The 24,246-nt window shown below is 70.7% G+C and carries 23 protein-coding genes; 18 read left to right on the top strand and 5 right to left on the bottom strand.

All coding sequences use genetic code 11. The features are described 5' to 3' along the window. Nucleotides 1-12 precede the first annotated feature (12 nt). Nucleotides 13-408, bottom strand: a complete 396-nt coding sequence (locus VJ976_RS09515) for a metallopeptidase family protein (protein ID WP_324099973.1) — start codon at nt 406-408, stop codon at nt 13-15. Nucleotides 409-488: 80 nt separating this feature from the next. Between VJ976_RS09515 and VJ976_RS09510 the strand changes: the two genes are divergently transcribed. The 13 genes from VJ976_RS09510 (at nt 489) to secA (ending at nt 16,875) form a co-directional block, all read left to right on the top strand. Continuing rightward, nucleotides 489-869, top strand: coding sequence for a DUF3499 domain-containing protein (locus VJ976_RS09510; RefSeq protein WP_324099972.1), 381 nt, complete (start codon nt 489-491; stop codon nt 867-869). 9 nt (nt 870-878) lie between these two features. Beyond that, nucleotides 879-2,357 carry a phosphomannomutase/phosphoglucomutase gene (manB, locus tag VJ976_RS09505; RefSeq protein ID WP_324099971.1) on the top strand — a complete coding sequence of 493 codons (1,479 nt, stop codon included), beginning with the start codon at nt 879-881 and terminating at the stop codon, nt 2,355-2,357. A 13-nt stretch (nt 2,358-2,370) separates the two neighbouring features. After that, nucleotides 2,371-2,604, top strand: coding sequence for a hypothetical protein (locus VJ976_RS09500; RefSeq protein WP_324099970.1), 234 nt, complete (start codon nt 2,371-2,373; stop codon nt 2,602-2,604). Continuing rightward, complete coding sequence (locus tag VJ976_RS09495) at nt 2,588-3,907, top strand: SIS domain-containing protein (protein WP_324099969.1); 1,320 nt, start codon at nt 2,588-2,590, stop codon at nt 3,905-3,907. The genes VJ976_RS09500 and VJ976_RS09495 overlap by 17 nt, the downstream gene beginning before the upstream one ends. Before the next feature lie 36 nt (nt 3,908-3,943). Beyond that, the gene (locus VJ976_RS09490) at nt 3,944-5,323 is read left to right on the top strand and encodes a mycothione reductase (protein WP_324099968.1); all 1,380 of its coding nucleotides are present in this window, start codon (nt 3,944-3,946) and stop codon (nt 5,321-5,323) included. 228 nt (nt 5,324-5,551) lie between these two features. Next, nucleotides 5,552-7,033 carry an adenosylhomocysteinase gene (ahcY, locus tag VJ976_RS09485; protein WP_324099967.1) on the top strand — a complete coding sequence of 494 codons (1,482 nt, stop codon included), beginning with the start codon at nt 5,552-5,554 and terminating at the stop codon, nt 7,031-7,033. Nucleotides 7,034-7,062: 29 nt separating this feature from the next. Beyond that, nucleotides 7,063-7,740, top strand: coding sequence for an MtrAB system response regulator MtrA (mtrA, locus tag VJ976_RS09480; protein WP_324099965.1), 678 nt, complete (start codon nt 7,063-7,065; stop codon nt 7,738-7,740). Beyond that, nucleotides 7,733-9,391, top strand: a complete 1,659-nt coding sequence (gene mtrB / locus VJ976_RS09475; protein WP_324100043.1) for an MtrAB system histidine kinase MtrB — start codon at nt 7,733-7,735, stop codon at nt 9,389-9,391. Before mtrA ends, mtrB begins: the two co-directional genes overlap by 8 nt. After that, entirely contained in the window at nt 9,388-11,169 is a 1,782-nt protein-coding gene (locus VJ976_RS09470) for an LpqB family beta-propeller domain-containing protein (RefSeq protein WP_324099964.1), read from the top strand. Before mtrB ends, VJ976_RS09470 begins: the two co-directional genes overlap by 4 nt. Nucleotides 11,170-11,232: 63 nt before the next feature. Continuing rightward, entirely contained in the window at nt 11,233-11,973 is a 741-nt protein-coding gene (locus tag VJ976_RS09465) for a ComF family protein (RefSeq protein WP_324099963.1), read from the top strand. Nucleotides 11,974-12,134: 161 nt separating this feature from the next. Further along, complete coding sequence (gene hpf, locus VJ976_RS09460) at nt 12,135-12,818, top strand: ribosome hibernation-promoting factor, HPF/YfiA family (protein WP_324099961.1); 684 nt, start codon at nt 12,135-12,137, stop codon at nt 12,816-12,818. Between the two features lie 124 nt (nt 12,819-12,942). Further along, nucleotides 12,943-14,046 carry a winged helix-turn-helix domain-containing protein gene (locus VJ976_RS09455; protein ID WP_324099960.1) on the top strand — a complete coding sequence of 368 codons (1,104 nt, stop codon included), beginning with the start codon at nt 12,943-12,945 and terminating at the stop codon, nt 14,044-14,046. A gap of 75 nt (nt 14,047-14,121) precedes the next feature. Beyond that, nucleotides 14,122-16,875 (top strand): preprotein translocase subunit SecA, encoded by a 2,754-nt coding sequence (gene secA / locus VJ976_RS09450; protein ID WP_324099959.1) that lies wholly within the window; start codon nt 14,122-14,124, stop codon nt 16,873-16,875. A 12-nt stretch (nt 16,876-16,887) separates the two neighbouring features. On the opposite strand, the gene VJ976_RS09445 is transcribed toward secA, so the two are convergent. Next, nucleotides 16,888-17,454, bottom strand: coding sequence for an Rv3235 family protein (locus tag VJ976_RS09445; RefSeq protein ID WP_324099958.1), 567 nt, complete (start codon nt 17,452-17,454; stop codon nt 16,888-16,890). Continuing rightward, complete coding sequence (locus tag VJ976_RS09440) at nt 17,451-18,272, bottom strand: LysM domain-containing protein (RefSeq protein ID WP_324099957.1); 822 nt, start codon at nt 18,270-18,272, stop codon at nt 17,451-17,453. The genes VJ976_RS09445 and VJ976_RS09440 overlap by 4 nt, the downstream gene beginning before the upstream one ends. Before the next feature lie 120 nt (nt 18,273-18,392). On the opposite strand from VJ976_RS09440, the gene VJ976_RS09435 reads away from it, so the two are divergent. Continuing rightward, nucleotides 18,393-18,953: a hypothetical protein gene (locus tag VJ976_RS09435; protein ID WP_324099956.1), complete on the top strand. Its 561-nt coding sequence runs from the start codon at nt 18,393-18,395 to the stop codon at nt 18,951-18,953. 19 nt (nt 18,954-18,972) lie between these two features. Here VJ976_RS09435 and VJ976_RS09430 read toward each other — a convergent pair whose 3' ends face one another. Next, nucleotides 18,973-19,206, bottom strand: coding sequence for a helix-turn-helix domain-containing protein (locus VJ976_RS09430; RefSeq protein WP_324099955.1), 234 nt, complete (start codon nt 19,204-19,206; stop codon nt 18,973-18,975). Between the two features lie 228 nt (nt 19,207-19,434). Between VJ976_RS09430 and VJ976_RS09425 the strand changes: the two genes are divergently transcribed. From VJ976_RS09425 to pruA, 4 genes are read left to right on the top strand one after another with little or no spacing between them, the layout of a single operon-like run. Beyond that, entirely contained in the window at nt 19,435-20,100 is a 666-nt protein-coding gene (locus VJ976_RS09425; protein ID WP_324099954.1) for an SAF domain-containing protein, read from the top strand. Next, entirely contained in the window at nt 20,097-21,434 is a 1,338-nt protein-coding gene (locus VJ976_RS09420; protein ID WP_324099953.1) for a hypothetical protein, read from the top strand. The genes VJ976_RS09425 and VJ976_RS09420 overlap by 4 nt, the downstream gene beginning before the upstream one ends. A gap of 14 nt (nt 21,435-21,448) precedes the next feature. After that, entirely contained in the window at nt 21,449-21,904 is a 456-nt protein-coding gene (locus tag VJ976_RS09415) for a DUF6912 family protein (RefSeq protein WP_324099952.1), read from the top strand. 20 nt (nt 21,905-21,924) lie between these two features. Beyond that, a complete protein-coding gene (gene pruA / locus VJ976_RS09410; protein WP_324099951.1) occupies nt 21,925-23,553 on the top strand; it encodes an L-glutamate gamma-semialdehyde dehydrogenase in 1,629 nt (542 codons plus the stop codon). A 37-nt stretch (nt 23,554-23,590) separates the two neighbouring features. Here the strand turns inward: pruA and VJ976_RS09405 are convergent, their stop codons facing one another. Then, nucleotides 23,591-24,085 carry a hypothetical protein gene (locus VJ976_RS09405; protein ID WP_324099949.1) on the bottom strand — a complete coding sequence of 165 codons (495 nt, stop codon included), beginning with the start codon at nt 24,083-24,085 and terminating at the stop codon, nt 23,591-23,593. Nucleotides 24,086-24,246: the final 161 nt, after the last annotated feature.

Below are 24,246 nucleotides of genomic sequence, written 5' to 3'. Positions count from 1 at the left end.
GCGGCCGGGCTTTCACAGGAAGTCCTCGGGATCCACGCCCAACATCGTCGCCAGCTGCTCCACGACCACCTCGTGCACCACCGTGGCCACCTCGGAGGGGTCAGCTGCGCGCGCCTCCACCGGGAGCCGGTAGATGACCATGCGAGCCCGGGCGCCGCGCTCGGCCGGGAAGAGCCGGCCCAGCGCCACGCCTTGCTCCCAGGGGTGCGGGTCGCTCGCCGGGACGTCCTGGACCGCCACTTCCAGCTCGGGAAGCGGTGAGCCCCAGCGGCGCTCGAACTCGGCCACGGCGTCCAGCACCGCCTCGTCGAAGCGCTCGCGGCGCGAGACCATGACGGGCACCCGTGGCCAGGCCAGGGGCCCGCGCATCCCCCGGCCGTGTCTGTCCCGGGATCGTGCTGCGGCCACCGGACGAGCCTAAGCCTCGCGGGGTCGGCCCGGCGTGGTGCAGCCCGCGATGTCTCAGGGTCCACCTACAGTGGGGTGCCGTGACCATCTCTCGCCAGTGCTCCCGGACCGCTTGTGACCGAGGGGCCGTGGTGACCCTGACCTACGTCTACGCCGAGCAGACCGCGGTGCTCGGCCCCTTGGCCACCTACGCCGAGCCGCACTCCTACGACCTGTGCGCCGGCCACGGAACCGGCTTGACCGCTCCTCAGGGCTGGGACATCGTGCGCCTGGAGGCACCCGAGAGTCACGCTCTCCCCGCGGACGACCTGGTGGCCCTGGCCGAGGCGGTGCGCGAGCGCCGCGCCCAAGCGGTGCCGACCGACGGGGCGGGCCCGACTCACGGGGCGGGTTCGACTCACGGGGCGGGCCCGACTGACGGGAGGCGACGCGGTCACCTGCGTGTGCTGCGGGACCGGTAGCCTCCCGGCGTGCCTGACCTCTTCGCGCTGACCAAGGCTCATGACGTGCGTGGGCTCGTTCCGGGCCAGCTGACGCCTGGGGTGAGCCGGGCTCTCGGACTGTCCTTCGCTCACGTCGTCGTGCGTCCCGGCGGTCACGAGCAGATGGTGCTGGGTCGCGACATGCGTGCCTCGTCGCCGGAGCTGGCCGAGGCCTTCGCCGGCGGGGTGAGCGCGGGGGGCGTGGACGTGCTCGACATCGGTGAGTGCGCGACGGACCAGCTCTACTTCGCCAGCGGGAAGTACCGGTCTCCGGGGGCCATGGTGACGGCGAGCCACAACCCGGCCTCCTACAACGGCATCAAGCTCTGCCGTAGCGATGCCGTCCCCCTGGCGCTGGGTTCCGGTCTGACGGAGGTGAGGGACCTGGCCCAGTGGCTGCTGGATCGGGGCGAGGTGCACGGTGGGGCGTTGGCGGCCTCGCGTCCCGGGGCGCGACGACGGCAGGACACGTTGCCCGACTACGCCGCCTACCTGCACTCGCTGGTGGATCTGGAGAACCTGAGACCGCTGCGCATCGTGGTCGACGCCGGCAACGGCATGGCTGGGCTGACGGCCCCGGCTGTGCTCGGGGCCATCGGGTCGGGATGCGAGATGGTCGGGCTGCATCTCACTCTCGACGGGTCCTTCCCCCACCACGAGGCCAACCCGCTGGACCCCTCCACCCTGGTCGACCTGCAGCAGGCGGTGCTGCGGGAGGGAGCGGACCTGGGGCTCGCCTTCGACGGCGATGCCGACCGTTGCTTCGTGGTCGACGAACGGGCACGGCCGGTCACCGCGAGTGCCGTGACCGCTCTGGTGGCGGCGCGGGAGATCGACAAGGAGCGCGCCCGGGGAGTTCCGGCCACGGACATCACCATCGTGCACAACGCCACCTGTTCACGGTCGGTGCCGCAGCTCGTGCGCCGCCTCGGCGCGCGACCGGTACGCACCCGAGTCGGTCACTCCTACGTCAAGGAAGCCATGGCCGAGCACGACGCGGTCTTCGGCGGTGAGCACTCCGGGCACTACTACTTCCGCGACTTCTGGCGAGCCGACACCGGGATGCTCGCAGCGCTGCACGTGCTGGCCGCGTTGGGTGGGTCCGCTGAGCCCGTCACCATGTCGGAGCTGGCGCGGCCCTTCGACCCCTACGTCCAGTCCGGCGAGATGAACTTCACCGTGGCCGACGTCCCGGACGTCATCCAGCGGGTGCGGCAGTGGGCTGAGGCGGCCGACCCCCACGTGGCTATCGACACCGACGACGGCCTGGGCCTGGTCAGCGTCGCCGGCCAGGCAGGCTTCTGGAGCCTCTCGCTGCGCGCGAGCAACACCGAGCCGTTGCTGCGCTTGAATGTCGAGGCTGCGGACGCGCAGACCATGGACGAGATCCGGGACCACGTCTGTTCGCTGATCACCGCCGCCGAGGCGGGATGCCCGCGAGCCCGAAGCGGCCCGCAGGCCGGATGAGTACGGTGGACGGATGAGCTCCCCGATCGAACCCTGGCTCCGCGAGATCCTGCGTTGCCCGGTGGGCCGGCATCCGCTCCTCGACGATGTCGACGACCGCGGGCAGCCGGTCCTGGTCTGTGACCGCGACTGTGGATCGCCGGGCCAACGCCGGCAGTACCCCTTCTCCGGGGGGATCCCCGTCCTCCTGGCTGACCAGGCCGCGGTGGTCGGTGTCCGGGGAGGCGAGGATGGCGCCGCACATTGACGAGGCCTTCCTCGACGACGTCGAGGAGCTCGAGCTCAAGGACAGCCGCGGGACGTTGCGGGCTCTGGCCACCGCCGGGGCGCAGACCCGCGAGGCCCTCACCCTGTCCCACGAGGCAGGAGTCGACCGTCTGGGCTCGGGCGAGCGCCCCCGCTCGGTCCTGGTGGCGGCACTGGGTGGCTCAAGTGTGGTGGCCGACGTGCTGGAGCTGCTGGCCGAGCCCGGGTCCCCGGTCCCGGTGCAGGCACGGCGGAACCTGCCGCTGCCAGGGTGGGTCGGGCCCTTGGACGTGGTGGTTGCCGTGTCCCTCTCCGGCCGTGCGCCCGGCCCCCTCGCCGTGGCCGCTGAGGCGGCTCGGCGGGGAGCCGCACTGCTCACCGTGGGGGCGGCCGACTCGCCGCTGGCCGAGGTCTGCGCTCGTGCGCGCGGTGTCCATGTCGGCGTGGGCCGCGACCGTGTCAACAGCCGCACCGCCCTGTGGTCGCTGCTCACGCCCGTGCTGCTGGCGTTCGACCGCGACCACCTCGGCCTGATCTCGTGCAGCCACAGCGTCCTGCTCGAGGTGGCCGGCCGCCTGGACGAGAGCGCGGAGAGCTACCGCCCCTCCTCCGAGAGCTTCGTCAACCCAGCCAAGATGCTGGCGGTCCAGCTGGCCGAGACCGTGCCGATGGTGCTGGGCCAGGGGCCGTTGGGTGGGGTCGCCGCCGCCCGGGCCAGCGCGATGCTCGCCCGTACCGCGCGCATCCCGGCCGCCTTCGGCGAGCTTCCGGATGCGGCCAGCCAGATCGTGGCCTGCCTGGATGGTCCCTTCACCGACAGCGGCGCGGCCGACCCCGGTCCCGGGGGGACGAGGCCGGGCACCTACGACCCGCTGCGCATCCGGCTGGGCCAGGTCGATACCAGCACCTGGGAGCCGCACCACTTCGACGAGCCCGAGGGGGAGCTGCGGGAACGTCGCACCGGCCCGTCCACCTCGGGGATCTTCGCCGATCCCTTCCTCGACGCGCCGAGCACCCCACCACTGGGCCTGTGGGTGCTGCGCGAGCATCCGGCCGAGGAGGTGCAGGACGAGCAGACCCCACCGCCGGGGAGCCTGGCGGCTCTGACGGAAGCGGTGATGTCGACCGCGCGCTCAGCGGGAGTGCGGGTGATGCAGTCCGTGGCCGGTCCCGGAGATCCGGTGGTGCAGCTGGCCGACCACATCGCGACGGTGGACTTCGCCTCCACCTACGTCGCACTGGGGCTCGGCCTTGACCCGTCGGTCTCGCCGCACGTCGCCGATCTGCGTGATCTGACGCGCTGACTCTCGAGCACCGATGGCTGGGTACAGTTTCCTCGCGTGAGCCCTCTCGAGTTCGACCTGGTCATCATCGGCAGCGGGTCGGGCAACTCGATCATCGGGCCGGAGTGGGACGACAAGAGGGTCGCGGTGGTGGAGGCCGGCACCTTCGGCGGAACCTGCCTGAACGTGGGGTGCATCCCCACCAAGATGTACGTGTACGCCGCCGAGGTCGCCTCCATGGTCGCCGGCAGCTCTCGGTACGGCATCGACGCCCAGGTCACGGCCGTGCACTGGCCGGCGATCCGGGACCGGATCTTCGGGCGGATCGACCCGATCTCCGAGTCCGGCCGCGAGTACCGCAGAGACGGAAACAACACGACGTTGCTCACCGGGTGGGCGCGGTTCACCGGGCCCCGCCAGCTCGAGGTGTCCGGCCCGGATGGGACCGTCACCGAGATCAGCGGCGCTCAGGTGGTCATCGCCACCGGCTCGCGCCCTGTCCTGCCACCGGTCCTGCGCGAGTGCCCGGTGCCCGTGCACACCTCGGACACCGTCATGCGAGTGCCGACCCTGCCCGGCTCGATGCTCGTCGTGGGGGGCGGGTACATCGCGGCCGAGCTCGCCCATGTCTTCGGTGCCCTGGGAACGGCGGTGACGCTCGTCAACCGTACCGACGTCATGCTTCGTGACCAGGACGCCGACGTGAGCGGGGCGTTCACCGAGGCGGCGTGCCGGCAGTGGGACGTCCGGCTGGAGACGGAGGTGGTCCACGTCCAGGCCGTCGGGGACGGCGCCCGCGTCGAGCTGTCCGACGGCCACGTGGCCGAGGTGGACCTCATCCTGGCGGCGACCGGGCGCACTCCCAACTCCGATGGAATGGGTGTGGACGCGGCTGGGGTCGAGGTCCACGACGACGGGCGGATCGTGGTCGACGAGTACGGCCGGGCCAGCGCCGAGGGGGTGTGGGCGCTCGGGGACGTCAGCTCGCCCTACCAGCTCAAGCACGTCGCCAACCATGAGGCACGGGTGGTCCGGCACAACCTGAGCCACCCGGAGGACCTGCAGGCCTTTCGCCACGACGTCGTACCGGCCGCCGTGTTCACCCACCCGCAGATCGCGATGGTCGGGTTGACCGAGCAGCAGGCGCGCGACGCCGGGTATCGGGTCAGTGTCTCGACCCAGGCGTACGGGGACGTCGCCTACGGGTGGGCGATGGAGGACGAGCACAGCTTCATGAAGGTGGTCGGGGACCGACAGACCGGCCTCGTGCTCGGTGCGCACCTCTTCGGGGCGCAGTCGCCCTCGTTGATCCAGCCTCTGATCCAGGCCATGACCTTGTCCATCCCGGCACGGCAGGTGGCCCGCGAGCAGTACTGGATCCATCCCGCCCTGGCCGAGGTCGTCGAGAACGCGCTGCTGGGTCTCGAGGTCGACTGACGAGCGCTCGGCGCGCGACCGCCCTGACCACGTGCGCGGACGTCTACCCTAGGAGCGTGTTCGCACCGCGCTCCCAGGTTTACCGTTGACGATGGACCGGGAGCCCGGTGTCACCCCAGCGGGGCACGATGCCCGCACACCAGGACGTCGGCAGCGTCAGCGACATCGACCCTGCCGGCACCCGCGACGTACCGACTCATGCCCGATCACAGCGAAGGACCAGCACCGATGACATTCGACTTCCGCGTGGCGGACCTGTCCCTGGCGCCTGCGGGACGCCACCAGATCCGTCTGGCCGAGCACGAGATGCCCGGCCTCATGGCGATTCGCGAGCGGTACGCGGCGAGCCGCCCTCTGGCGGGAGCCCGGATCGCCGGGTCGTTGCACATGACGGTTCAGACGGCAGTGCTCATCGAGACCCTGGTGGCCCTGGGTGCCGAGGTGCGATGGGCCTCCTGCAACATCTTCTCCACCCAGGACGAGGCGGCTGCCGCGGCGGTGCTCGGCCCGGAAGGCACCAGCGACGAACCCGCCGGAGTGCCGGTGTTCGCGTGGAAGGGCGAGACCCTGGAGGAATACTGGTGGTGCACCACCCAGATCCTCGACTGGCCCGACGGCAACGGCCCCAACATGATCCTCGACGACGGGGGGGATGCCACGCTGCTGCTGCACAAAGGACGGGAGTGGGAGCTTGCCGGCGTCGTGCCCACCGCCGACGAGCAGGATCCGCAGGAGTGGAAGGTCATCCTCGACACCGTGCGTCAGAGCCTGCACGAGCGTCCGCGCCGGTGGACCGACATCTCCGACGGGGTTCTCGGCGTGACCGAGGAGACCACGACCGGTGTGCACCGCCTCTACCAGCTGCACGAGGCGGACCAGCTGCTCTTCCCGGCGATCAACGTCAACGACGCGGTCACCAAGTCGAAGTTCGACAACAAGTACGGCTGTCGGCACAGCCTCGTCGACGGGCTCAACCGGGCCACCGACACCCTCATCGGTGGCAAGACGGTGGTGGTCTGCGGGTTCGGAGACGTCGGCAAGGGCTGCGCTGAAGCGCTGGCCGGGCAAGGGGCCCGGGTCATCGTGACCGAGATCGACCCCATCTGCGCGCTGCAGGCCGCGATGGAGGGGTACCAGGTCGCCACCCTGGACGACGTCGTCAGCCGTGCCGACTTCGTCGTCACCACCACCGGGTGCCGCGACGTCGTCACGGCCGCCGACATGCGGGCGATGAAGGACAAGGCCATCTTGGCCAACATCGGACACTTCGACAACGAGATCGACATGGCCGGCCTGGCGCGCATCCCGGGGGTCAAGCGGATCGAGATCAAGCCCCAGGTGCACGAATGGGTCATGCCGGCCGAGTCGGTGACCGATCCCGAGGACGGGTCGGTCACCGACCGCGACGAGCGCTCCATCATCGTCCTGTCCGAGGGGCGCCTGATGAACCTGGGCAACGCCACCGGTCACCCGAGCTTCGTGATGTCCAACTCGTTCGCCAACCAGACCCTGGCCCAGATCGAGCTCTTCACCAAGGGTGAGGAGTACCCGCTGGGGGTCCACGTCCTGCCCAAGCACCTCGACGAGGAGGTGGCCAGGCTCCACCTGGAGGCGCTGGGTGCCGAGCTGACCGAGCTCAGCAAGGAACAGGCCGAGTACCTTGGGGTCGACGTGGCCGGGCCCTACAAGCCGGACCACTACCGCTACTGAGCAGCCTGCGGGCTGAGGAAGGCGTCCATGTGAACCCCCGCATTCTGGTGGTCGACGACGACCAGGCGTTGGCCGAGATGCTCGGGATCGTCCTGCGCAAGGAGGATCTCGACGTCGCGCACTGCGCCGACGGCGGACGCGCCATGGGGATGTTCCGCGAGTACCGGCCCGACCTGGTGCTTCTGGACGTCATGCTCCCCACCCTCGACGGGGTCGAGGTGTGCCGGCAGCTGCGATCGGAGTCGATGGTTCCCATCGTCATGCTGACGGCGCGAACCGACTCCCAGGACGTCGTGGGTGGCCTGGAGGCGGGGGCCGACGACTACGTGGTCAAGCCGTTCAAGCCCCAGGAGCTGCTGGCCCGCATCCGCGCCCGGCTGCGCCGGATGGACCGTTACCGGGAAGAGCAGCTGCGGATCGGAGACGTGACGATCGACGTGGCGGGTCACTCGGTCACCCGGGACGGCGCCGTGGTGCCGTTGACGCCGTTGGAGTTCGACCTGCTGGTGGCCCTGGCCAGCCGCCCGCACCAGGTGTTCGACCGCGAGTCCTTGCTGGAACAGGTATGGGGCTACCGGCACGCGGGGGACACACGCCTGGTGAACGTGCACGTCCAGCGGCTGCGCTCGAAGATCGAGGTCGACCCGGAGAACCCCAAGATCGTGCTCACGGTCCGCGGCGTGGGCTACAAGGCCGGCTCTGGCTGACCGGTCTGCGGCGTCGGCGACCCCCGGCCGCGCCGAACGGCTCCTCCGGTCACGGTCGCTGGCTTGGTGGCGATCATCGCTGCGGCTGCGCGTCATCAGCAGCACGGTCCTGCTCGGCATGGTGCTGGTCACCTTGTTGGGCACCGTGCTCTACCGCCAGGTGGCTTCGGGACTGGTGGAGCAGGCGGTGGCCCGAGCCGAGGCGGACGCGGCGCAGCAGGTGCAACAGGCCCAGGAGCTCTTCGACGCCACGGACCGCCGAGACGACTTCGGTCTCTCGGCCGCCGCCATCGAGACGGTGAACCAGATCGGGCCGGGCGGACAGGGGGAGGACCGCCGCGCCCTGCTGGTGCAGTCTCTGGACAGCCAACGCGACACCCTGATCGCGCCCGTGACCCTGGGTGACCTCGAGGTGGCCGACGTGCCACCGGCGCTGCGCGAGGCGGTGCGCGAGACCCCGGAGCTGCAGCAGGTGCTCGTGGCCGAGATCCCCGATCGTGTCGGTGACCAGCAGCCGGCGGTCTCGGTGGTCTCCCGGGTGCAGATCCCCCGCGCCGGGCCCTACGACCTCGTGCTCGTCTACCCGATGGACCGGGAGCGGGACATCCTGAACCTGGTGCGCGAGTGGTTCCTGGTCGGAGGCCTGGCGCTGCTGGTGCTCGTGGCCGCGCTCGCGTGGCTGGCCACGCGACTGGTGACCGACCCCGTCGGCCAGGCGGCCTCCGTCAGCCAGGACCTGGCCCAAGGAGAGCTGGACGAACGGATGGAGGTCAACGGCACGGACGAGCTGGCTCGGCTGGCCACCTCGTTCAACACCATGGCGGACAGCCTGCAGCAACAGATCCAGCAGCTCGAGGCGCTGTCCCAGACCCAGCAGCGCTTCGTCTCGGACGTCTCGCACGAGCTGCGGACGCCGCTGACCACCATCCGGATGGCTGCCGATGTCCTGTACTCCTCGCGCGACGACTTCGGTCCGCCGATGTCACGCTCCGCCGAGCTCCTGCACGGCGAGCTGAACCGGTTCGAGGACCTGCTCAGCGAGCTGTTGGAGATCAGCCGCTACGACTCGGGGACCATGGTGATGGAGCCGCATGACGGTGATCTGGTGCAGCTCACGAGGGAGGTCGTCGACTCGGTGGAGCCGATTGCCGCCACCGCCGGGAGCGAGATCCGGCTGTCCGCTCCGGTGCCGGTCTGGGTGGAGATGGACGCGCGACGGATCACCAGGGTCCTGCGCAACCTGCTCGTGAACGCGGTGGAGCACGGGGAGGGCAAGCCGATCGATGTCGCCTTCGAGCAGGACGAGCACGTCGCGTCGGTCTCCGTGCGCGACTACGGCATCGGGCTGACCGACGAACAGGTCGGCCGGGTGTTCGAGCGGTTCTGGCGTGCCGACACCGCGCGTACCAGGACGACGGGGGGCACGGGCCTGGGGCTGTCCATCGCCCGGGAGGACGCCCGGCTGCATCACGGCACCCTGCGGGCTGCCGGACGCCCGCACGACGGCGCATGCTTCCGCTTGACGCTCCCCAGGCGCGTGCCCACGGGTGCGGTCCTGGCGCCCGCGGAGCCCGACACCTCCCCGACCATCGAGGAGCTGCAGTGCGGGCAGCCTGCGGACCGACACGGAGCCCAAGGAGCGCGACCATGAGAGCACCAGTGCGTCAGCCACGCCGGTGGCTGGTCCCGGTCCTGCTCACCCTGCTGGTCCTGGCCGGCTGCGCCGGGCTGCCCACGGACGAGTCGCCCCGCGCCGGCCGGGCCGTTCAGGGGCAGCCACGGCAGGTCATCCAGGTGCGCCCGGAGGGGCCCCGCCCGGACGCGACGGCCGAGCAGATCGTCCGCGGGTTCCTGCTGGCCAACGTGAGCTTCAACGACAGCCACGAAGTCGCCCGGATGTACCTCACGGACGCCCTGGCCACCTCCTGGGTGCCCACCGAGCAGGTCCTGGTGAACCAGGGCGAGCCCGAGCTCACCACCACCCAAGACGGTCTGGTCCGCGCGCGCGCCACCGTGTTGGGCGAGCTCGACGCGGAGGGCACGCTGACCCAGCTACCGCCGAACACCACCCGGACCGAACAGTTCGAGCTGACCGAGGTCGACGGGCAGTGGCGCATCTCGGCCTTCCCAGAAGACTTCGGGCTGTGGATGCCGCAGAACTCCTTCGAGACGCAGTTCCGGACGGCGGCGGTCAACTACCTCGCCGCGGAGGACGACGTCTTCGTGCCCGAGGTCCGCTGGTTCTCGCGGGACGACGGTCTGCCGACTGCCCTCGCGCGCGCACTCCTCGCCCCTGTTCCGCAGTACCTCCAGGGCGCGGTGCGCACCGGCACGGGCGAGGAGACGACGCTGATGTCCAGCGCCGTCCCGGTCGACCTGGCCACGGGCACCGCCACGGTGAACCTGGGCGGGCCGGGGCTGACGGACGCCCCGGAACAGGTGCGGGCGCTCTACGCTCAGTTCACCTCCACGTTGACCCAGGCCGCCGGGGTGCAGCGGGTGGAGCTGCAGATCAACGGTCAGTCGGTGCCCTACCCCGGCCTCGACTCGGCGGCCGTGGCCATGGAGGATCTCGACCTGGGCAACCCGCTCCCCGGACCTGGCTACGCCGTGCTGCGGGTGGGCGAGTCGCTCACCGCCGTCGACCCCACCCACTACGCCTTGCGCAACCTGTCGTCGGCACGCCAGGAGGAGCTCGACCTGCCGGCGATCGACCCTCGGTGGCGGGGCGTCGCTATGAACGTCGACGCCACGCAGTTCGCTGCGGTCAGCGCCGACGGGTCCGTGCTGTGGCGCCTTGCCGACGGTGAGCGGGCCCGGCGTGACGACATCGGCGAGGACCTCGTCGACCCCTCCTTCGACCCCCGGGGGACGCTGTGGACCGCGGGGCGCTCAGGAGGAGGCTCGCGGGTCTGGACGATCGATACTGCGGGTGAGCTCGACGAGCCGCCACGAGTGCTGGATACCGACTGGCTCGACACCTCCACCCGCGTCGAGTCGTTCACGGTGGCCCCGGATGGCCAGCGCGCCGCCATGATCCTGCGCGAAGACGGCGAGCAGCGTCTCGTCCTGACCGGCATCGTCCGGGACGAGAGGAGCCGGCCTACGGGGTTGACCCCACCGACACGCATCGGGGGTACGTTGGAGTCGGTCGCGACCGTGACGTGGGCGTCGCAGGAGTCGCTGGCCATCCTGGGGCGCGGCAGCGATGAGGACGAAGACGGTGAGAACATGCCGTACCAGCTGCCGGTCGGGGGCTGGCTGCGTCCGTTGCAGCCCGAACCCGACGCCATCGAGCTGCTCGGGGTGCCCGACGACGAGGGCTTCGACCTGTTCCTGGTCACCGAGGAGGGGCGCGTGTTCACCCCTGAAGGCGCCGGCTGGTATCCCTACCGCAACGGTGACGAGCTGATCGTCCCCAGCGGCTGAGCCGGTCACGGGCGGTGCACAGCCTCGACGCCCGGCGGTCGCAACCGTGTGACTCTGGTTCGCGTGCGTGAGCTGCTCGACCTCGTGTGGTCGCAGTCCTGTGTGGGCTGCGCCCAGGTCGGAACCGGGTGGTGTGATGCCTGCCGCGAACGCCTGCGCGGGGCCGGGCCCGTGCGCGCAGCGCCCGAGCCCTGCCCGGCCGGGATGCCGACCACGTGGGCGGGCACCACCTACAGCGAGACCGCCTCGGTGGTCATCAGGGCCTGGAAGGACGACGACCGGCCCCATCTGGGCGCCACCCTCGTGCCGCTGCTGGCTCGCGCGCTCCGTCAGGCCGTCTCGGGGTCACCGACGTGGCAGCACGCGCTGCGAGAGCGCCCCGCGCTGGTCGTGCCCGTCCCGTCCCGCCCGGCCGGGACCCGTCACCGCGGCCGCTACCCCGTATACGAGCTGGTGCGCCGTCTGGTGTCGCGCAGCCCGGAGGCGATGCGGCCGCTGCCGGCTCTGGCTGTCTCGCCCGCCGTGCGTGACCAGGCCGGCCTGACGCACGAGGCCCGGGCGGACAACCTCGCCGGCTCGATGTGGGTCCGCGCGCCACACCGCGACGTGCTGCGAGGGATGCCGGTGGTGCTCGTGGACGACGTCGTCACGACCGGAGCCACGCTCGCCGAGGCCGCCAGGGTGCTGACCCGTTGCGGTGCCGGGCCGCTGCTCGCGGTCACCGTCGCGGCGACCCCGAGGCACCGGGGCTCGTGCGCAGGGCAGGGGGTCACGACCTTCTGCGTTGAGCGCGGCCACGGGTAGGGTGATTCGATGGACTGTTGTCGCGCCCCTCAGGCCAGCCAGGGGTCCGGCGCTCGCGGTCCGGCGCACGATCTCACCCGGAAAGGGGAGGTGGGACCAGGTCAATCCACGGCAGCCGACTGCCGACTTCTTACCGTCCGCTCAACTGACTAGGAGTAGCCATGGACATCACTGTGACCGGCCGAAAGAAGACCGTGACCGATCGGTTCCGACGCCATCTCGACGAGAAGCTCGAGAAGATCCCCAGCGTGGCTCCCCGTGTCTCTCGAGTCGAGGTCGTGCTCACCAGCGAGGCCAACCCGCGGCAGGCCAAGGAGAGCGAACGGGTGGAGATCACGTGCTTCGTCAAGCGCAGCGTGGTTCGCGCCGAGGCCGCAGCGGACGAGGAGTACGCCGCGCTGGATGTGGCGATGAGCCGCCTCGTGGAGCGGTTGCGTCGCACGAACGACAAGCGCCGGATCTCCCACACCGGCAAGCACCGGCTGCCTTCGGTGTCCGAGGCCACCTTCGGCCTGCCGACCGAACCGCTGGCCGGCGCCCGTGCCAACGGTACCCAGGAGTCCGCCCGTGCGGACACCGACCCCACCGACGCGATGGACGAGGACCTCGGGACCCGGGGGAACAGCCCGATCGAGCTGCGGCAGAAGGTGCATGCCTCGGCCCCGATGACGGTCGGCCAGGCCTTGAACGAGATGGAGCTGCTGGGACACGACTTCTTCCTCTTCCACGACTCCGGCTCCCAGCTGCCGTCCGTGGTCTACCGCCGTCGCGGCTGGTCCTACGGGGTGCTGCACCTGACCGGAGAGGAGTCGAGCGCAGCGGGGCAGCCGGCGGGCGCACCGTAGTCCGGCCGTGGGCCGAGCTCTCCCAGGCCTGTCGAGGCGGTCGGCTCGACGCATCGCCCTGGCCGCCCAAGGCTTCGCTGATCCACCGGTCAGGGGTCCGGTCACGCGGCGCCACATCACCCGGGTGGTCGACCGTGTGCAGGTCGTCCAGATCGACAGCGTCAATATCGTCTCCCGCAGCCACTACCTGCCTTTCTTCTCCCGACTCGGCGCCTACCCCCACGAACTGGTGGACGAGCGTCGGGACCAGGGCGTTCCCGCCCCGCGGCGTCGGCCCCACCCCGGGCCCGAGGACCTGGTGGAGTACTGGGCCCATGAGGCGAGTCTCGTGCCGGCCAGCACCTGGCCCTGGCTGACCTTCCGGATGCGAGCGGCGCGATGGCAGGCGCACGGGCGCAGGTTGGAGCAACGACACCCGGGCCTGTTGGAAGCGGTGCGCGAGGTGGTCGCGGACCGACCGCTGACCAGCCGGCAGGTGGAGGCGGCGTTGCCGACCGTCCCCCGCGCCCGGCGCCAGCACTGGGGTTGGAACTGGTCCGCAGCCAAGGAGGCCCTCGAGCACCTGTTCAGCGTCGGCCTCGTGACCAGCGCAGGCCGGACGGCGCAGTTCGAGCGCCGCTACGCCACCCCGGAAGCGGTCCTTCCGGCGCAGGTGGCGCGTCGCGGGCCGTGGCGTGCGGCGGCGCCCACCGACCGCGAGTGCGCACTGGCCCTGATGCGGATCGCAGCCCGGGCCCATGGGGTGGGCACGGAGATCTGCCTGCGTGACTACTTCCGCCTGCCACCGGCACTGGCTCGCGAGGCTCTGCAGGAGCTGGTGCGCGGCGGCGAGGTGGAGCCGGTGCAGATCGAGGGCTGGAGCCGCCCGGCCTACCTGGACCCGCAGGCACGTCGGCCGAGAAGGTCGCACGGCACGGCGCTGCTGAGCCCCTTCGACTCGCTGGTCTGGCAGCGCGAGCGCACCGAGCGTCTCTTCGGCTTCCGCTACCGGCTCGAGATCTACACCCCGGCGCCGAGGAGGGTCCACGGATACTACGTGCTGCCGTTCCTGCTGGACGGCGAGCTCGTCGCGCGCGTGGACCTCAAGGCCGACCGCGCGGCCGGAGCGCTGCGCGTTCTCGCGACCTCCATCGAGCCCGAGGCGCCACGGCACACCACGGAGCGGCTGGAGGGCGAGCTGGTATCGATGGCCGGCTGGCTCGGCCTGGAGCGACTGGTCCGGGCCTAGTCCCATCGCCACGCGACGCGACAGAGGCGAGGCGCTCACAGCCTCGCCGCAGCCGCACCGTCTAGCCTGTGTCTCGTGGTGAAACTGTTCGAGAAGATGCTCCGAGCCGGTGAGGGCCGCACGCTGCGGCGCCTGGAGCACATCGCGACCGCCGTGAACCGGCTCGAGAAGGACTTCGAGGGACTCAGCGACGAGGAGCTGCGCGAGGAGACCGACAAGTTCAAGGCACGGCTGGCCGGCGGGGAGAAGGTGGACGACCTGATGGTCGAGGCGTTCGCCGCCGTCCGCGAGGCTGCCAAGCGCACCATCAACAAGCGTCACTTCGACGTCCAGATCATGGGCGGGGCTGCCTTGCACCAGGGCAACGTCGCGGAGATGCGCACCGGTGAAGGCAAGACGCTGGTGGCCACGCTGCCCTGCTACCTCAACGCCCTGGCGGGCAAAGGCGTGCACGTGGTGACGGTCAACGACTACCTCGCCGAGTACCAGTCCGAGCTGATGGGCAGGGTCCACCGGGCGCTGGGACTGGAGACCGGGTGCATCCTGGCCTCGATGACCCCCGAACAGCGCCGGGCCGAGTACGCCAAGGACATCACCTACGGCACGAACAACGAGTTCGGTTTCGACTACCTCCGCGACAACATGGGTGCTTCCACGGCGGAGATGGTGCAGCGCGGCCACCACTACGCCATCGTCGACGAGGTCGACTCCATCCTCATCGACGAAGCACGCACCCCCTTGATCATCAGCGGCCCCGCGGACGAGCCCACCAAGTGGTACAAGGAGTTCGCGATCCTGGTCCAGCGGCTCGAGCGGGGCGCGGACGGCCAAGGCGACTACGAGGTCGACGAGAAGAAGCGCACCGTCGGTGTCCTGGAGGCCGGCATCGCGAAGGTCGAGGACTACCTCGGCATCGACAACCTGTACGAGAGCGCCAACACCCCCCTGATCGGCTACCTCAACAACGCCATCAAGGCGAAGGAGCTCTTCGTCGCCGACAAGGACTACGTCAGCGTCGACGGTCAGATCCACATCGTGGACGAGCACACCGGACGGATGCTGCCCGGCCGGCGATACAACGAGGGCATGCACCAGGCCATCGAGGCCAAGGAGGGCGTGCGGATCAAGAACGAGAACCAGACCCTGGCCACGGTGACCCTGCAGAACTACTTCCGGATGTACGACAAGCTCGCCGGCATGACCGGGACCGCGCAGACCGAGGCCGCGGAGCTGCACCAGATCTACAAGGTGGGGGTGATCAGCATCCCGACCAACAAGGAGATGATCCGCCTCGACCAGCCTGACCTGGTGTACCGCACCGAGGAGGCGAAGTTCGACGCGGTGGTGGAGGACATCGCCGAGCGGAACTCCCGCGGTCAGCCGGTTCTGGTCGGTACGACCAGCGTGGCGAAGTCGGAGTACCTGTCGGAGCAGCTGCGTCGGCGTGGCATCAGGCACGAGGTGCTCAACGCCAAGAACCACGCCCGGGAGGCCAATATCGTGGCCGAGGCGGGCCGGCGCGGGGGAGTGACCGTGGCCACCAATATGGCCGGCCGTGGAACAGACATCATGCTGGGTGGCAACCCCGACTTCATGGCCGTCGCGGAGCTGAGAGAGCGCGGGCTGGACCCGCACGAGACCCCGGAGGAGTACGAGCAGGCGTGGCACCCCGCCTTGTCGCGCGCCGAAGAGGCGGTGGCGGAACAGCATCGTGAGGTGGTCGACCTGGGCGGGCTCTATGTCCTCGGCACCGAACGGCACGAGTCCAGGAGGATCGACAACCAGCTTCGTGGACGTGCGGGACGCCAGGGGGACCCGGGGGAGTCCCGGTTCTACCTTTCGCTGCAGGACCAGCTGATGCGCCTGTTCAACGCCGCGGTGGTGGACCGGGTCATGACCACGGCCAAGCTGGAGGACGACGTGCCGATCGAGTCCAAGATGGTCAGCCGGTCCATCGCGTCGGCGCAGACCCAGGTTGAGGCGCAGCACTTCGAGACCCGCAAGAACGTCCTCAAGTACGACGACGTGCTCAACCGTCAGCGCGAGGTCATCTACGCCGAGCGGCGCAAGGTGGTCGAGGGGGAGGACCTGCACGAGCAGATCCGCATGTTCATCAACGACGTCGTCACGGAGTACGTCACCGCGGGCACCAGTGCCGCGTTCGCCGACGAGATGGACCTGCCCAGCCTGTGGCAGGAGCTCGCGACCGTCTATCCGGTGGGGATCACGGCCGACGAGGTCGCCGAGCGCGTGGGTGGACCCAGCGCCGTCACGCCGGAGGCGCTGGTCGAGCAGCTGACCTCCGATGCCCAGCATGCCTACGACCAGCGCGAGGAGGCCGTCGGCTCGGAGGTGATGCGCGAGGTCGAGCGACAGGTCGTCCTGCAGGTGCTGGACCGTAAGTGGCGTGAGCACCTCTACGAGATGGACTACCTGAAAGAGGGTATCGGCCTGCGCGCGATGGCCCAGCGTGAACCGCTGGTGGAGTACCAACGCGAGGGTTACCAGCTCTTCGCCGCGATGATGGAGTCGATCAAGGAGGAGTCTGTCCGGCTGCTCTTCCACGCCGAGATCGCCACGGAGGACGCGGACGGCGACTCGGCGGAGGCGATGCCGGTGCTGACCGCGGCGGGTGCCGCCGCCACGGCCGGCGGTGCCGGTGCGGCCCTGCGGGCTCGCAGCGAGACCCTCACCTATACCGCGCCCAGCGAGGACGGCACGGTGACCCAGCGACGGGGGTCGAGCGGGCCGACCACGGGCGGCGAGTCCTCGGCCCCCGCGGCGGGTGGGAACCGAGCCCAGCGACGCAAGGCCAAGAAGCGTCGGTGAGTGTGCTGGTGCTCAGCCGACCTCGAGAGCCGTGAGCACCCATCGGCCGTCCATGCCCGTCATCCGCAGCGCCACGGCACGGTAGCGCCCCGCGTGGACCACCAGCGCAGCGACCTCGCAGGCATCGTCGCGCGGCGTCGACAGGTGAACCGAGCACACGCGTCCTGGCTGGGGGTATCGTCCGCCGCGCCGACGCGCCACGATCCCGCGGCGTGCCACCCGCTCGGCGATGCCATGGTCAACCCACCGGCTCAGCTGGCGGGCCGGACGCAGCCCGTCCATGACCTCGAGCAGGAGCCGCAGGGCCTGCTCAGCCCACAGTGACGGTTCGGGTAGCCGGGACGCCGGGGTCGGCTGGGGGCGGAAGAGGGCGTCGCCCTCCTGGTCGAAGCTGACCGATAGAGCCTCCTGCCGGTAGGACGGTCGCGACCTCGCGGGTGCGCTCAACGCCACCGCCAGCTCCTCGGGCGACAACGGCGCCGGGTCGGTCGCCGGGATGGGCAGCACGCGCAGGTGAGGCCGCCGGTCGGGCGGTGGGGCGGCGGCGCGTGGGCCGGTCTGGCTGGGCTGGGCGCTCATGAGGCCTCCTGACCCGGTCGGCGCGTTGTCGGGCAGCCCACCGGCGGCGGGTCGAGGACCTGGCCCGGGCGGATCAGGTCCGGGTCCCGGCCGATCGTGCGCCGGTTCTGGTGGTACCAACGAGGCCAGTGCTGCGCGATCTGACGGGGCGTCGCCGCTGGTCCCAATCCAGACGCCGCGATGCCCCACAGTGTGTCGCCGTCTGCCACCACGACGGCGACACGTTCACAGTCCGTCTGTCCTGCGCCGTCGGCTGGCGCCTGACCGAGTGTCCCGCCGTCGCCGTCGCCGTCGCCGGCGCCGTCCTGCGGGTCCACAGACCGCCAGCCCGGCAGCGGGAAGCGGCGCTGGGGTTCCTTCTCGTCCGGCCCGGGACCGGACGCTGCAGGCAGGTGCCGGTGCGGGGCGGCGGTCGCAAGGCCGGCGAGTGAAGAGCCCTGGACACCGGGGTCCGACGAGCCGTTCGAGACCGCCTGGGCGGCCGGCGTACTCATGGTCAGCGCGAGCAGGAGTGCGCCGGCGCGGCCTGCCCATCGACCACCCGGCACGCGGCGGCGATCCGGCCCGGACGGCGATGCGGCGGCCAGAGAGCCGAGGCCAGACAGCCACGCCAGCAGCAGCAGGCCGGCACCCACGCCCAGCGCTGCCAAGGTCACCACGGCCTCCTCCACGGGCACGACCTCTGTCGTCATGGTGGCCGCACGGCCTCCGGCGGCCCTCAGGACCGCGGTTCCGGTACACGCCAGCAGCGCCGTGGCGGCGATACCGAGGGCACTGGCGCGACGACAGTGAGCTCGGCTCGGTCTCGTGGGCGACATGATGCCTCCATTGGCGGACGTTTAACTGCTTTTGCGTTCATTTAAGGTTATTGACGCCTGGTTGGCAAGAGGTGCTCGGCCGTCACTCCGGCCTCGCGGTCGCGGTGCCACACTGAGGCCGTGCGTTGGACCCGTCTCTTCGACGACCTCGAAGCCCAGGTGCGCCGGCTCGAGCAGGATGAGCGGGCGGCCGAGATCGCGGAACAGAGCCGGGCCGCGCGGGGGAGAGTCGAGCTGGTCGAAGCGCTTGCGGCCGACCGTGGCAGACAGGTGAGCGTGCGAGCCCACGGCGTCGGCCGGGTGACCGGGACTGTGGCCGAGGTAGGCCAGGACTGGTTCACCGTGGACATCGACGTCCAGGCTCCTCAGCGCCGCCGGTCGGTGCTGCTACCCCTGTCCTCGGTGCAGACCGTCTCCGGGCTCAGTGGGTTCGTCGACCAGCGGGACTCGGTCTCGTCGCGTCACTTCGGCTTGCGCCTGGCTCTGCGGGCTCTCAGTCGTGACCGTGCGACCGTGCGCGTGCACCTGGTGGACGACACCGTGCTGGGAACGATCGACCGGGTCGCCCAAGACCACATCGACGTGTCGGCGCACCCGGACGACGTGCCCCCTCGCCGTGGGCAGGTGCGGACGAGCGTCGCCGTGCCCTTCTGGTCGATCTGCGCCGTCCGTCAGATCTGAGACCTGGAGCCACGGCGGGTCACAGGTCTCCGCCGCTCCCGCTGTGCCGCTCCTCACGCTCGATGTAGTCCCTGGTCTGGGCGTACATGCGAGCGATGTAGTCCTCGAGGGCGCTGCGCTCCACCCGCCAGGCGCCCCGACCACCGATCTTGATCGCGGCCAGCTCCCCACTGCGCACCAACGACTTGGTCTGGGCGAGGGTGACGTTCAGTGTCTCCGAGACGTCGGTGAGAGTCAGGAATCGCGGCTCCACGGCACCTCCACGTCGTCGTCGCGCTCGGGCTCCACGTCAACCACTAGGCCCGGGCCTGTTCCCGGCTGTATGTTGACCGCGATCTTACGTCCCAACCCCTGTGGGGCGTGCGCGGCTGTGGACAACGACGGTCCGACCGGTGTGCGCGTGTGAATACTGAGCCAGTCAGTGCCGCCGCGCGGGCGAACGGTCGAGCGTGGCACCGCCGTCCGCCCGGAAGGCCGCCGTATGTCGTCACCGTCCGCCGCCCAGGCCACTCGCCTCCGCCGCCCCTCATGGCGCGATGCCCGTCTGCTGGTGGGGGTGCTGCTGGTGCTGCTCTCGGTGCTGACCGGGGCCTGGGTCATCGCCGCGGCCGACGACACCACCGGGGTGTACGCGGCGACCGGGCCGCTGCTGCCCGGTCAGGAGGTCCGGGAGTCCGATGTCACCGTGGTCTCGGTGCATCTGGACGAGACCGCCGCTGCGTACACCGACGCCTCAGGTGGGCTGAGACCCGGCACCTACGCTCTGAGGGCGGTGGCTGAAGGCGAGCTGATCCCCGCCGCCGCCCTCGGTTCGGCCCGCGAGGCGCAGGACAAGACCGTCGCTGTCCCCCTCGACCCGGCGGCCTCGGCCAGTCTCAAGGTCGGCGCTATCGTCGACGTCTGGGTCAGCCGCCGCGACCCGGACCAGGCGGGGGTGCGCTACCTCGACCCCGAGCTGCTGCTCGAACGCGCGGTGGTGGCCGAGGTGCCCCGCGCGGCGCGGGGGCTCGACGTCGGAGTGGGCCGCGCGCCGGTTTCACTGGTCGTGCCGGCCAGCGAGGTCAGCGCCGTGATCTCGAGCGTGGACCAGGAGGCGCGGATCACCCTGGTGCCCGCACCCGGGCAGGGCGGGGGTGAGGGCTCGTGAGGTTGCCGGCTCTGACCGCCGTCACCCCACGCTGGGAGGGGGCGCTGGCCGGACACCTCGGCCGCAGCGAGCACGTGCACGTGGCACGTCGGTGCGCGGACCTCGCCGAGCTGCTCGGTTGTGCGGCGGCGGGGGTCGGCCGGATCGCGGTGGTCTCGGTTGATCTTCGCGGCGTCGACCGCACTGCAGTGGCCAGCCTGAGCGAGCAGGGGGTACGCGTGCTCGGGGTACACCCGCCCGGTGACGCGGCCGGGCGGGAGGCGCTGCTGCGGTGGGGCGTCGGCGAGGTGCTGCCCGCCGACGCACCGGCCGATGACCTCGAGGTTGCGCTCTCGGCGCTGCTGAGGAACACGCCCCGGCGGCCCGAGGTGGCGGACGAGGAGGAGCCGGGGTCGGCGCAGGGCTCGCGGGAGCACGTCCACGACCTCGGCTCGAGCGCCGGCGTGACTTCGCCGCACCCGGACCCGCCGGCGGCCGGGCAGGTCGAGAGAAGTCCGACGGGCCAGGTGGTCGCGGTGTGGGGTCCGACAGGGTCCCCCGGCCGCAGCAGTGTGGCGGTCAACCTGGCGGCCGAGCTTGCCCGCACCGAGCCCGCTCTGCTGGTCGACGCCGACACCTACGGGGGTGCCCACGCCCAGATGTTGGCGATCCTCGACGAAGCGCCGGGGGTCGCGGCAGCGGCACGGGCGGCTGACCACGGCACGCTGGACGAAGCCGCCCTGGTCCGGCTGGCGCCGCTGGTGCAGGACCAGCTGCGAGTGCTGACCGGCCTGCCGCGGGCCGACCGGTGGCCGGAGCTGCGTGAGCACGCCATCGTCGACGTCCTGCAGACGGCCAGAGCGCTGTGGCCGTGGACGGTCGTCGACATCGGGTTCTGCCTGGAGCAAGACGAGGAGATCAGCTTCGACACCGCGGCACCACGGCGTAACGGCGTGGCTCTGCGCGTGCTCGACAGCGCGGAGCAGGTCGTGGTCGTCGGCCGTGCCGACCCGATCGGGCTGCAGCGGGTCGTGCGGGCGGTGGCCGAGCTGCGGGGGCACGTCCCCGGGCCGGTGCGGGTGGTGGTGACCCGGGTCCGTTCCAGCGCGGTGGGCCACGACCCGCAGCAGAGGGTCCGCGACGTCCTGAGCCGCCTCGGCGGCATCGACGAAGTGCACCTGGTCCCCGAGGACCGGGAGGCGATGGACGCGGCCCTGCTTCAGGGGGCGACCCTGAGCGAGGTACGGCCGGGGAGCGCAGTACGCTTGGCGCTCGCGGAGCTGGCCGATGACGTGGCAGGGCGCCCCCGCCCCCGCTCCCGCCGGGCCTACCGGCTGCGGCGGCGCGGAAAGTGACGATGTCTGCAAAAATGACCAGCATGTCGGGTGAGATCCGCGTCTATCTCCCCCTGCAGCCCGAGCACCTGGCCGCCCTGCAGGACGGAGAAGAGCTCGAGGCCGGTCTCCGCGGTTTCACCGTGACCGATCAGATCCGCCGAGTGAGCGTCGACGACGACGTGGAGGAACAGGAGTACATGGCTCTGCAACAGGCCGCCTTCGCGGCTCGCGCAGCCGGTCAGCCGGTGGTCATCGCGGCCGCCGACGTGCCCGCTTCGGCCCTGGCGCACATCGGGCGTGGTGTCGAGGGCCCGGTCGTAGAGCTGGGAGTGGCCCTGCAGGCCCGGCGCGTAGCCTCCTTCCACCTCGACGACGTGGCCCTGCAGGGTCAGGACGCGGACTCGACCGCCGCTTCCGACGAGGCGATCGACCTTTCTTGGTATGACGTCAGCGAGGTGGCGCAGGTCCTGCGTCACCTCACCACATGAGTAGTTTGGGAGAGTTCACGATGGATGCTGTCACCACCGTTCCGGAGCCGGTCAACGAGCCGGTCAAGCAGTACGAGCCCGGTTCGCCGGAGCGGGCGGAGCTCGAGGCCGCACTGAAGGAGGTGGCCGCCAACCCGATCGAGCTGCCACACATCATCGCGGGTCGGCCGGTCCAGGGCGAGGGGGAGCCGATGGACGTGGTGCAGCCCCATGCCCACTCCGAGGTGCTCGGCACGCTGCGCAACGCCACCGGCCAGGACGCGGCCGCAGCGATCGAGGCGGCCATGGTGGCCGCTCCCGCCTGGCGCGAGATGAGCTTCGACGACCGTGCCGCCGTCTTCCTCAAGGCGGCCGACCTGGCGTCCGGTCCCTGGCGCGCGCGGATCAACGCCGCCACCATGCTGGGGCAGTCGAAGACGGTCATCCAGTCCGAGATCGACGCCGCCTGCGAGCTCATCGACTTCTGGCGCTTCAACGTGCACTACGGACGCCAGATTCTCAACGAGCAGCCACCGGTCAACCCCGCGGCCACCTGGAACCGGATGGAGATGCGCTCCCTGGAGGGCTTCGTCTACGCCATCACCCCGTTCAACTTCACCGCCATCTCGGGCAACCTGCCCACGGCTCCGGCCATCATGGGCAACACAGTCGTGTGGAAGCCGGCGGTGACCCAGCAGCGAGCCGCGCACATGACCATGGAGATCCTGGCCGAGGCCGGGCTGCCCGACGGGGTCATCAACATGGTCACCGGTCACGGCGCCGCGGTCAGCGAGGTGGCCCTGTCCCACCCCGACCTGGCCGGCATCCACTTCACCGGGTCGACCGGCGTGTTCCGGATGATGTGGGAGGGCGTCGGCGAGAACATCGCGACCTACAAGTCCTACCCGCGGATCGTCGGCGAGACCGGAGGCAAGGACTTCATCCTGGTCCACCCCAGCGGGGACCCCTCGATCGTGCCGACCGCGATGATCCGCGGGGCGTTCGAGTATCAGGGCCAGAAGTGTTCGGCCGCCTCCCGGGCCTACGTCCCGGAGTCCATCTGGGCCCAGATCAAGGACGAGCTCGTGCAGACCACGGAGAACATCCGCTGCGGCGATCCGCGGGACTTCAGCAACTTCATGGCCGCAGTGATCGACGACCGGGCCTTCGCCAAGCACAAAGCGGCCATCGACATGGCCCACGACGACCCAGGCGTCGAGGTCGTGGCCGGTGGCACCTACGACGACTCGGTGGGCTATTTCGTCCGGCCGACCATCGTCACCGTGAGCGACCCCGAGCACGAGATGTTCACCGAGGAGTACTTCGGGCCGATCCTGGCCGTGCACGTCTATCCCGACGAGACGTACGACGCGGTGCTGGACCAGATGGAGCCGGTGGCCGCCTATGCACTCACCGGCTCGGTGATCGCGCAGGACAGGACGGTGATCGCCGACGCGACGCGCAGGTTGCGCTTCGCGGCCGGGAACTTCTACATCAACGACAAGCCGACGGGGTCGGTGGTGGGCCAGCAGCCCTTCGGGGGCGCTCGAGCTTCCGGCACCAACGACAAGGCGGGGTCGCCGTTCAACATCCTGCGCTGGGTGAGCCCCCGAGCGATCAAGGAGTCGTTCGACCCGCCGACCGACTACACCTACCCCCATATGGGCTGACCGGCCGCGCGACCTCTCGCGCCCTGCGTCCGGCGGACTACCGAGACCCGGGTGCCCGCTCGTCGGGCTGCAGGAGGCGGTAGGCCGTCCGGATCGCGCGCATCGCGCCCGCACGCACCGCGGTGGCGCGGGCAGAGGCGGGTGGCTCCGCGGCCAGCTCCTCCAGCGCGCCGGCCAGGAGGTCCAGGGCGCGAGCGGTGTCGGCGCGAGCACCCGCCGGGATGCCCCCGGGGGCGGCGAGCAGCGGCCGGAGCTGGTGCTGGACCCCACGCAGGTGAGCGGCCGCGGCAGCGCAGGAGGCTCGGTCGACACGGCCCTCCCGAGGCTCGGCCGGAGTCGGGCACAGCAGCGGCAGGGCCCGTACCGGGGTGTCCCGGGTGAAGTGCTCACGCCCGTCCGACAGGTCGACGAGGGCGTGGGCCAGGGCGTCGGTCGCGGCGACCACCCACGCTTGCGCTGTCGCCGGGCCGACATCGGCGTACACGCTGCAGACCTGCTCGGCGAGCGCAGCGAGCCGCTCTGAGCCGTTCACCCCGTCACCCGCATCGGCTCACCCTACGGCGGCGTACCCGGCGGTTCGGCGCCGACGACGCGGTTGTGGGTCTACCCTCGTCAGTGGCCCCACAACGGCGTGGTGTCAGCAGCTCTGTCAGGGCAGCTTCGCTTGAGCAACAAAGAGGATGTGTCGATCCC

This window comes from Ornithinimicrobium sp. (assembly GCF_035267225.1).
In the GTDB taxonomy this organism is placed as follows: Bacteria; Actinomycetota; Actinomycetes; order Actinomycetales; family Dermatophilaceae; genus Ornithinicoccus.
The sequence above is the reverse complement of the archived record's forward strand: the minus strand, read 5'-3'. Positions and strand labels throughout refer to the sequence as shown.

Coding starts and splice junctions, on each gene's coding strand:
- VJ976_RS09440 (WP_324099957.1), bottom strand. CDS start 18,272: ATGTCGCCCACGAGACCGAGCCGAGCTCACTGTCGTCGCGCCAGTGCC.
- VJ976_RS09500 (WP_324099970.1), top strand. CDS start 2,371: ATGAGCTCCCCGATCGAACCCTGGCTCCGCGAGATCCTGCGTTGCCCG.
- VJ976_RS09495 (WP_324099969.1), top strand. CDS start 2,588: ATGGCGCCGCACATTGACGAGGCCTTCCTCGACGACGTCGAGGAGCTC.
- VJ976_RS09425 (WP_324099954.1), top strand. CDS start 19,435: ATGTCGTCACCGTCCGCCGCCCAGGCCACTCGCCTCCGCCGCCCCTCA.
- VJ976_RS09445 (WP_324099958.1), bottom strand. CDS start 17,454: ATGAGCGCCCAGCCCAGCCAGACCGGCCCACGCGCCGCCGCCCCACCG.
- hpf (WP_324099961.1), top strand. CDS start 12,135: ATGGACATCACTGTGACCGGCCGAAAGAAGACCGTGACCGATCGGTTC.
- pruA (WP_324099951.1), top strand. CDS start 21,925: ATGGATGCTGTCACCACCGTTCCGGAGCCGGTCAACGAGCCGGTCAAG.
- ahcY (WP_324099967.1), top strand. CDS start 5,552: ATGACATTCGACTTCCGCGTGGCGGACCTGTCCCTGGCGCCTGCGGGA.
- VJ976_RS09470 (WP_324099964.1), top strand. CDS start 9,388: ATGAGAGCACCAGTGCGTCAGCCACGCCGGTGGCTGGTCCCGGTCCTG.
- VJ976_RS09415 (WP_324099952.1), top strand. CDS start 21,449: ATGACCAGCATGTCGGGTGAGATCCGCGTCTATCTCCCCCTGCAGCCC.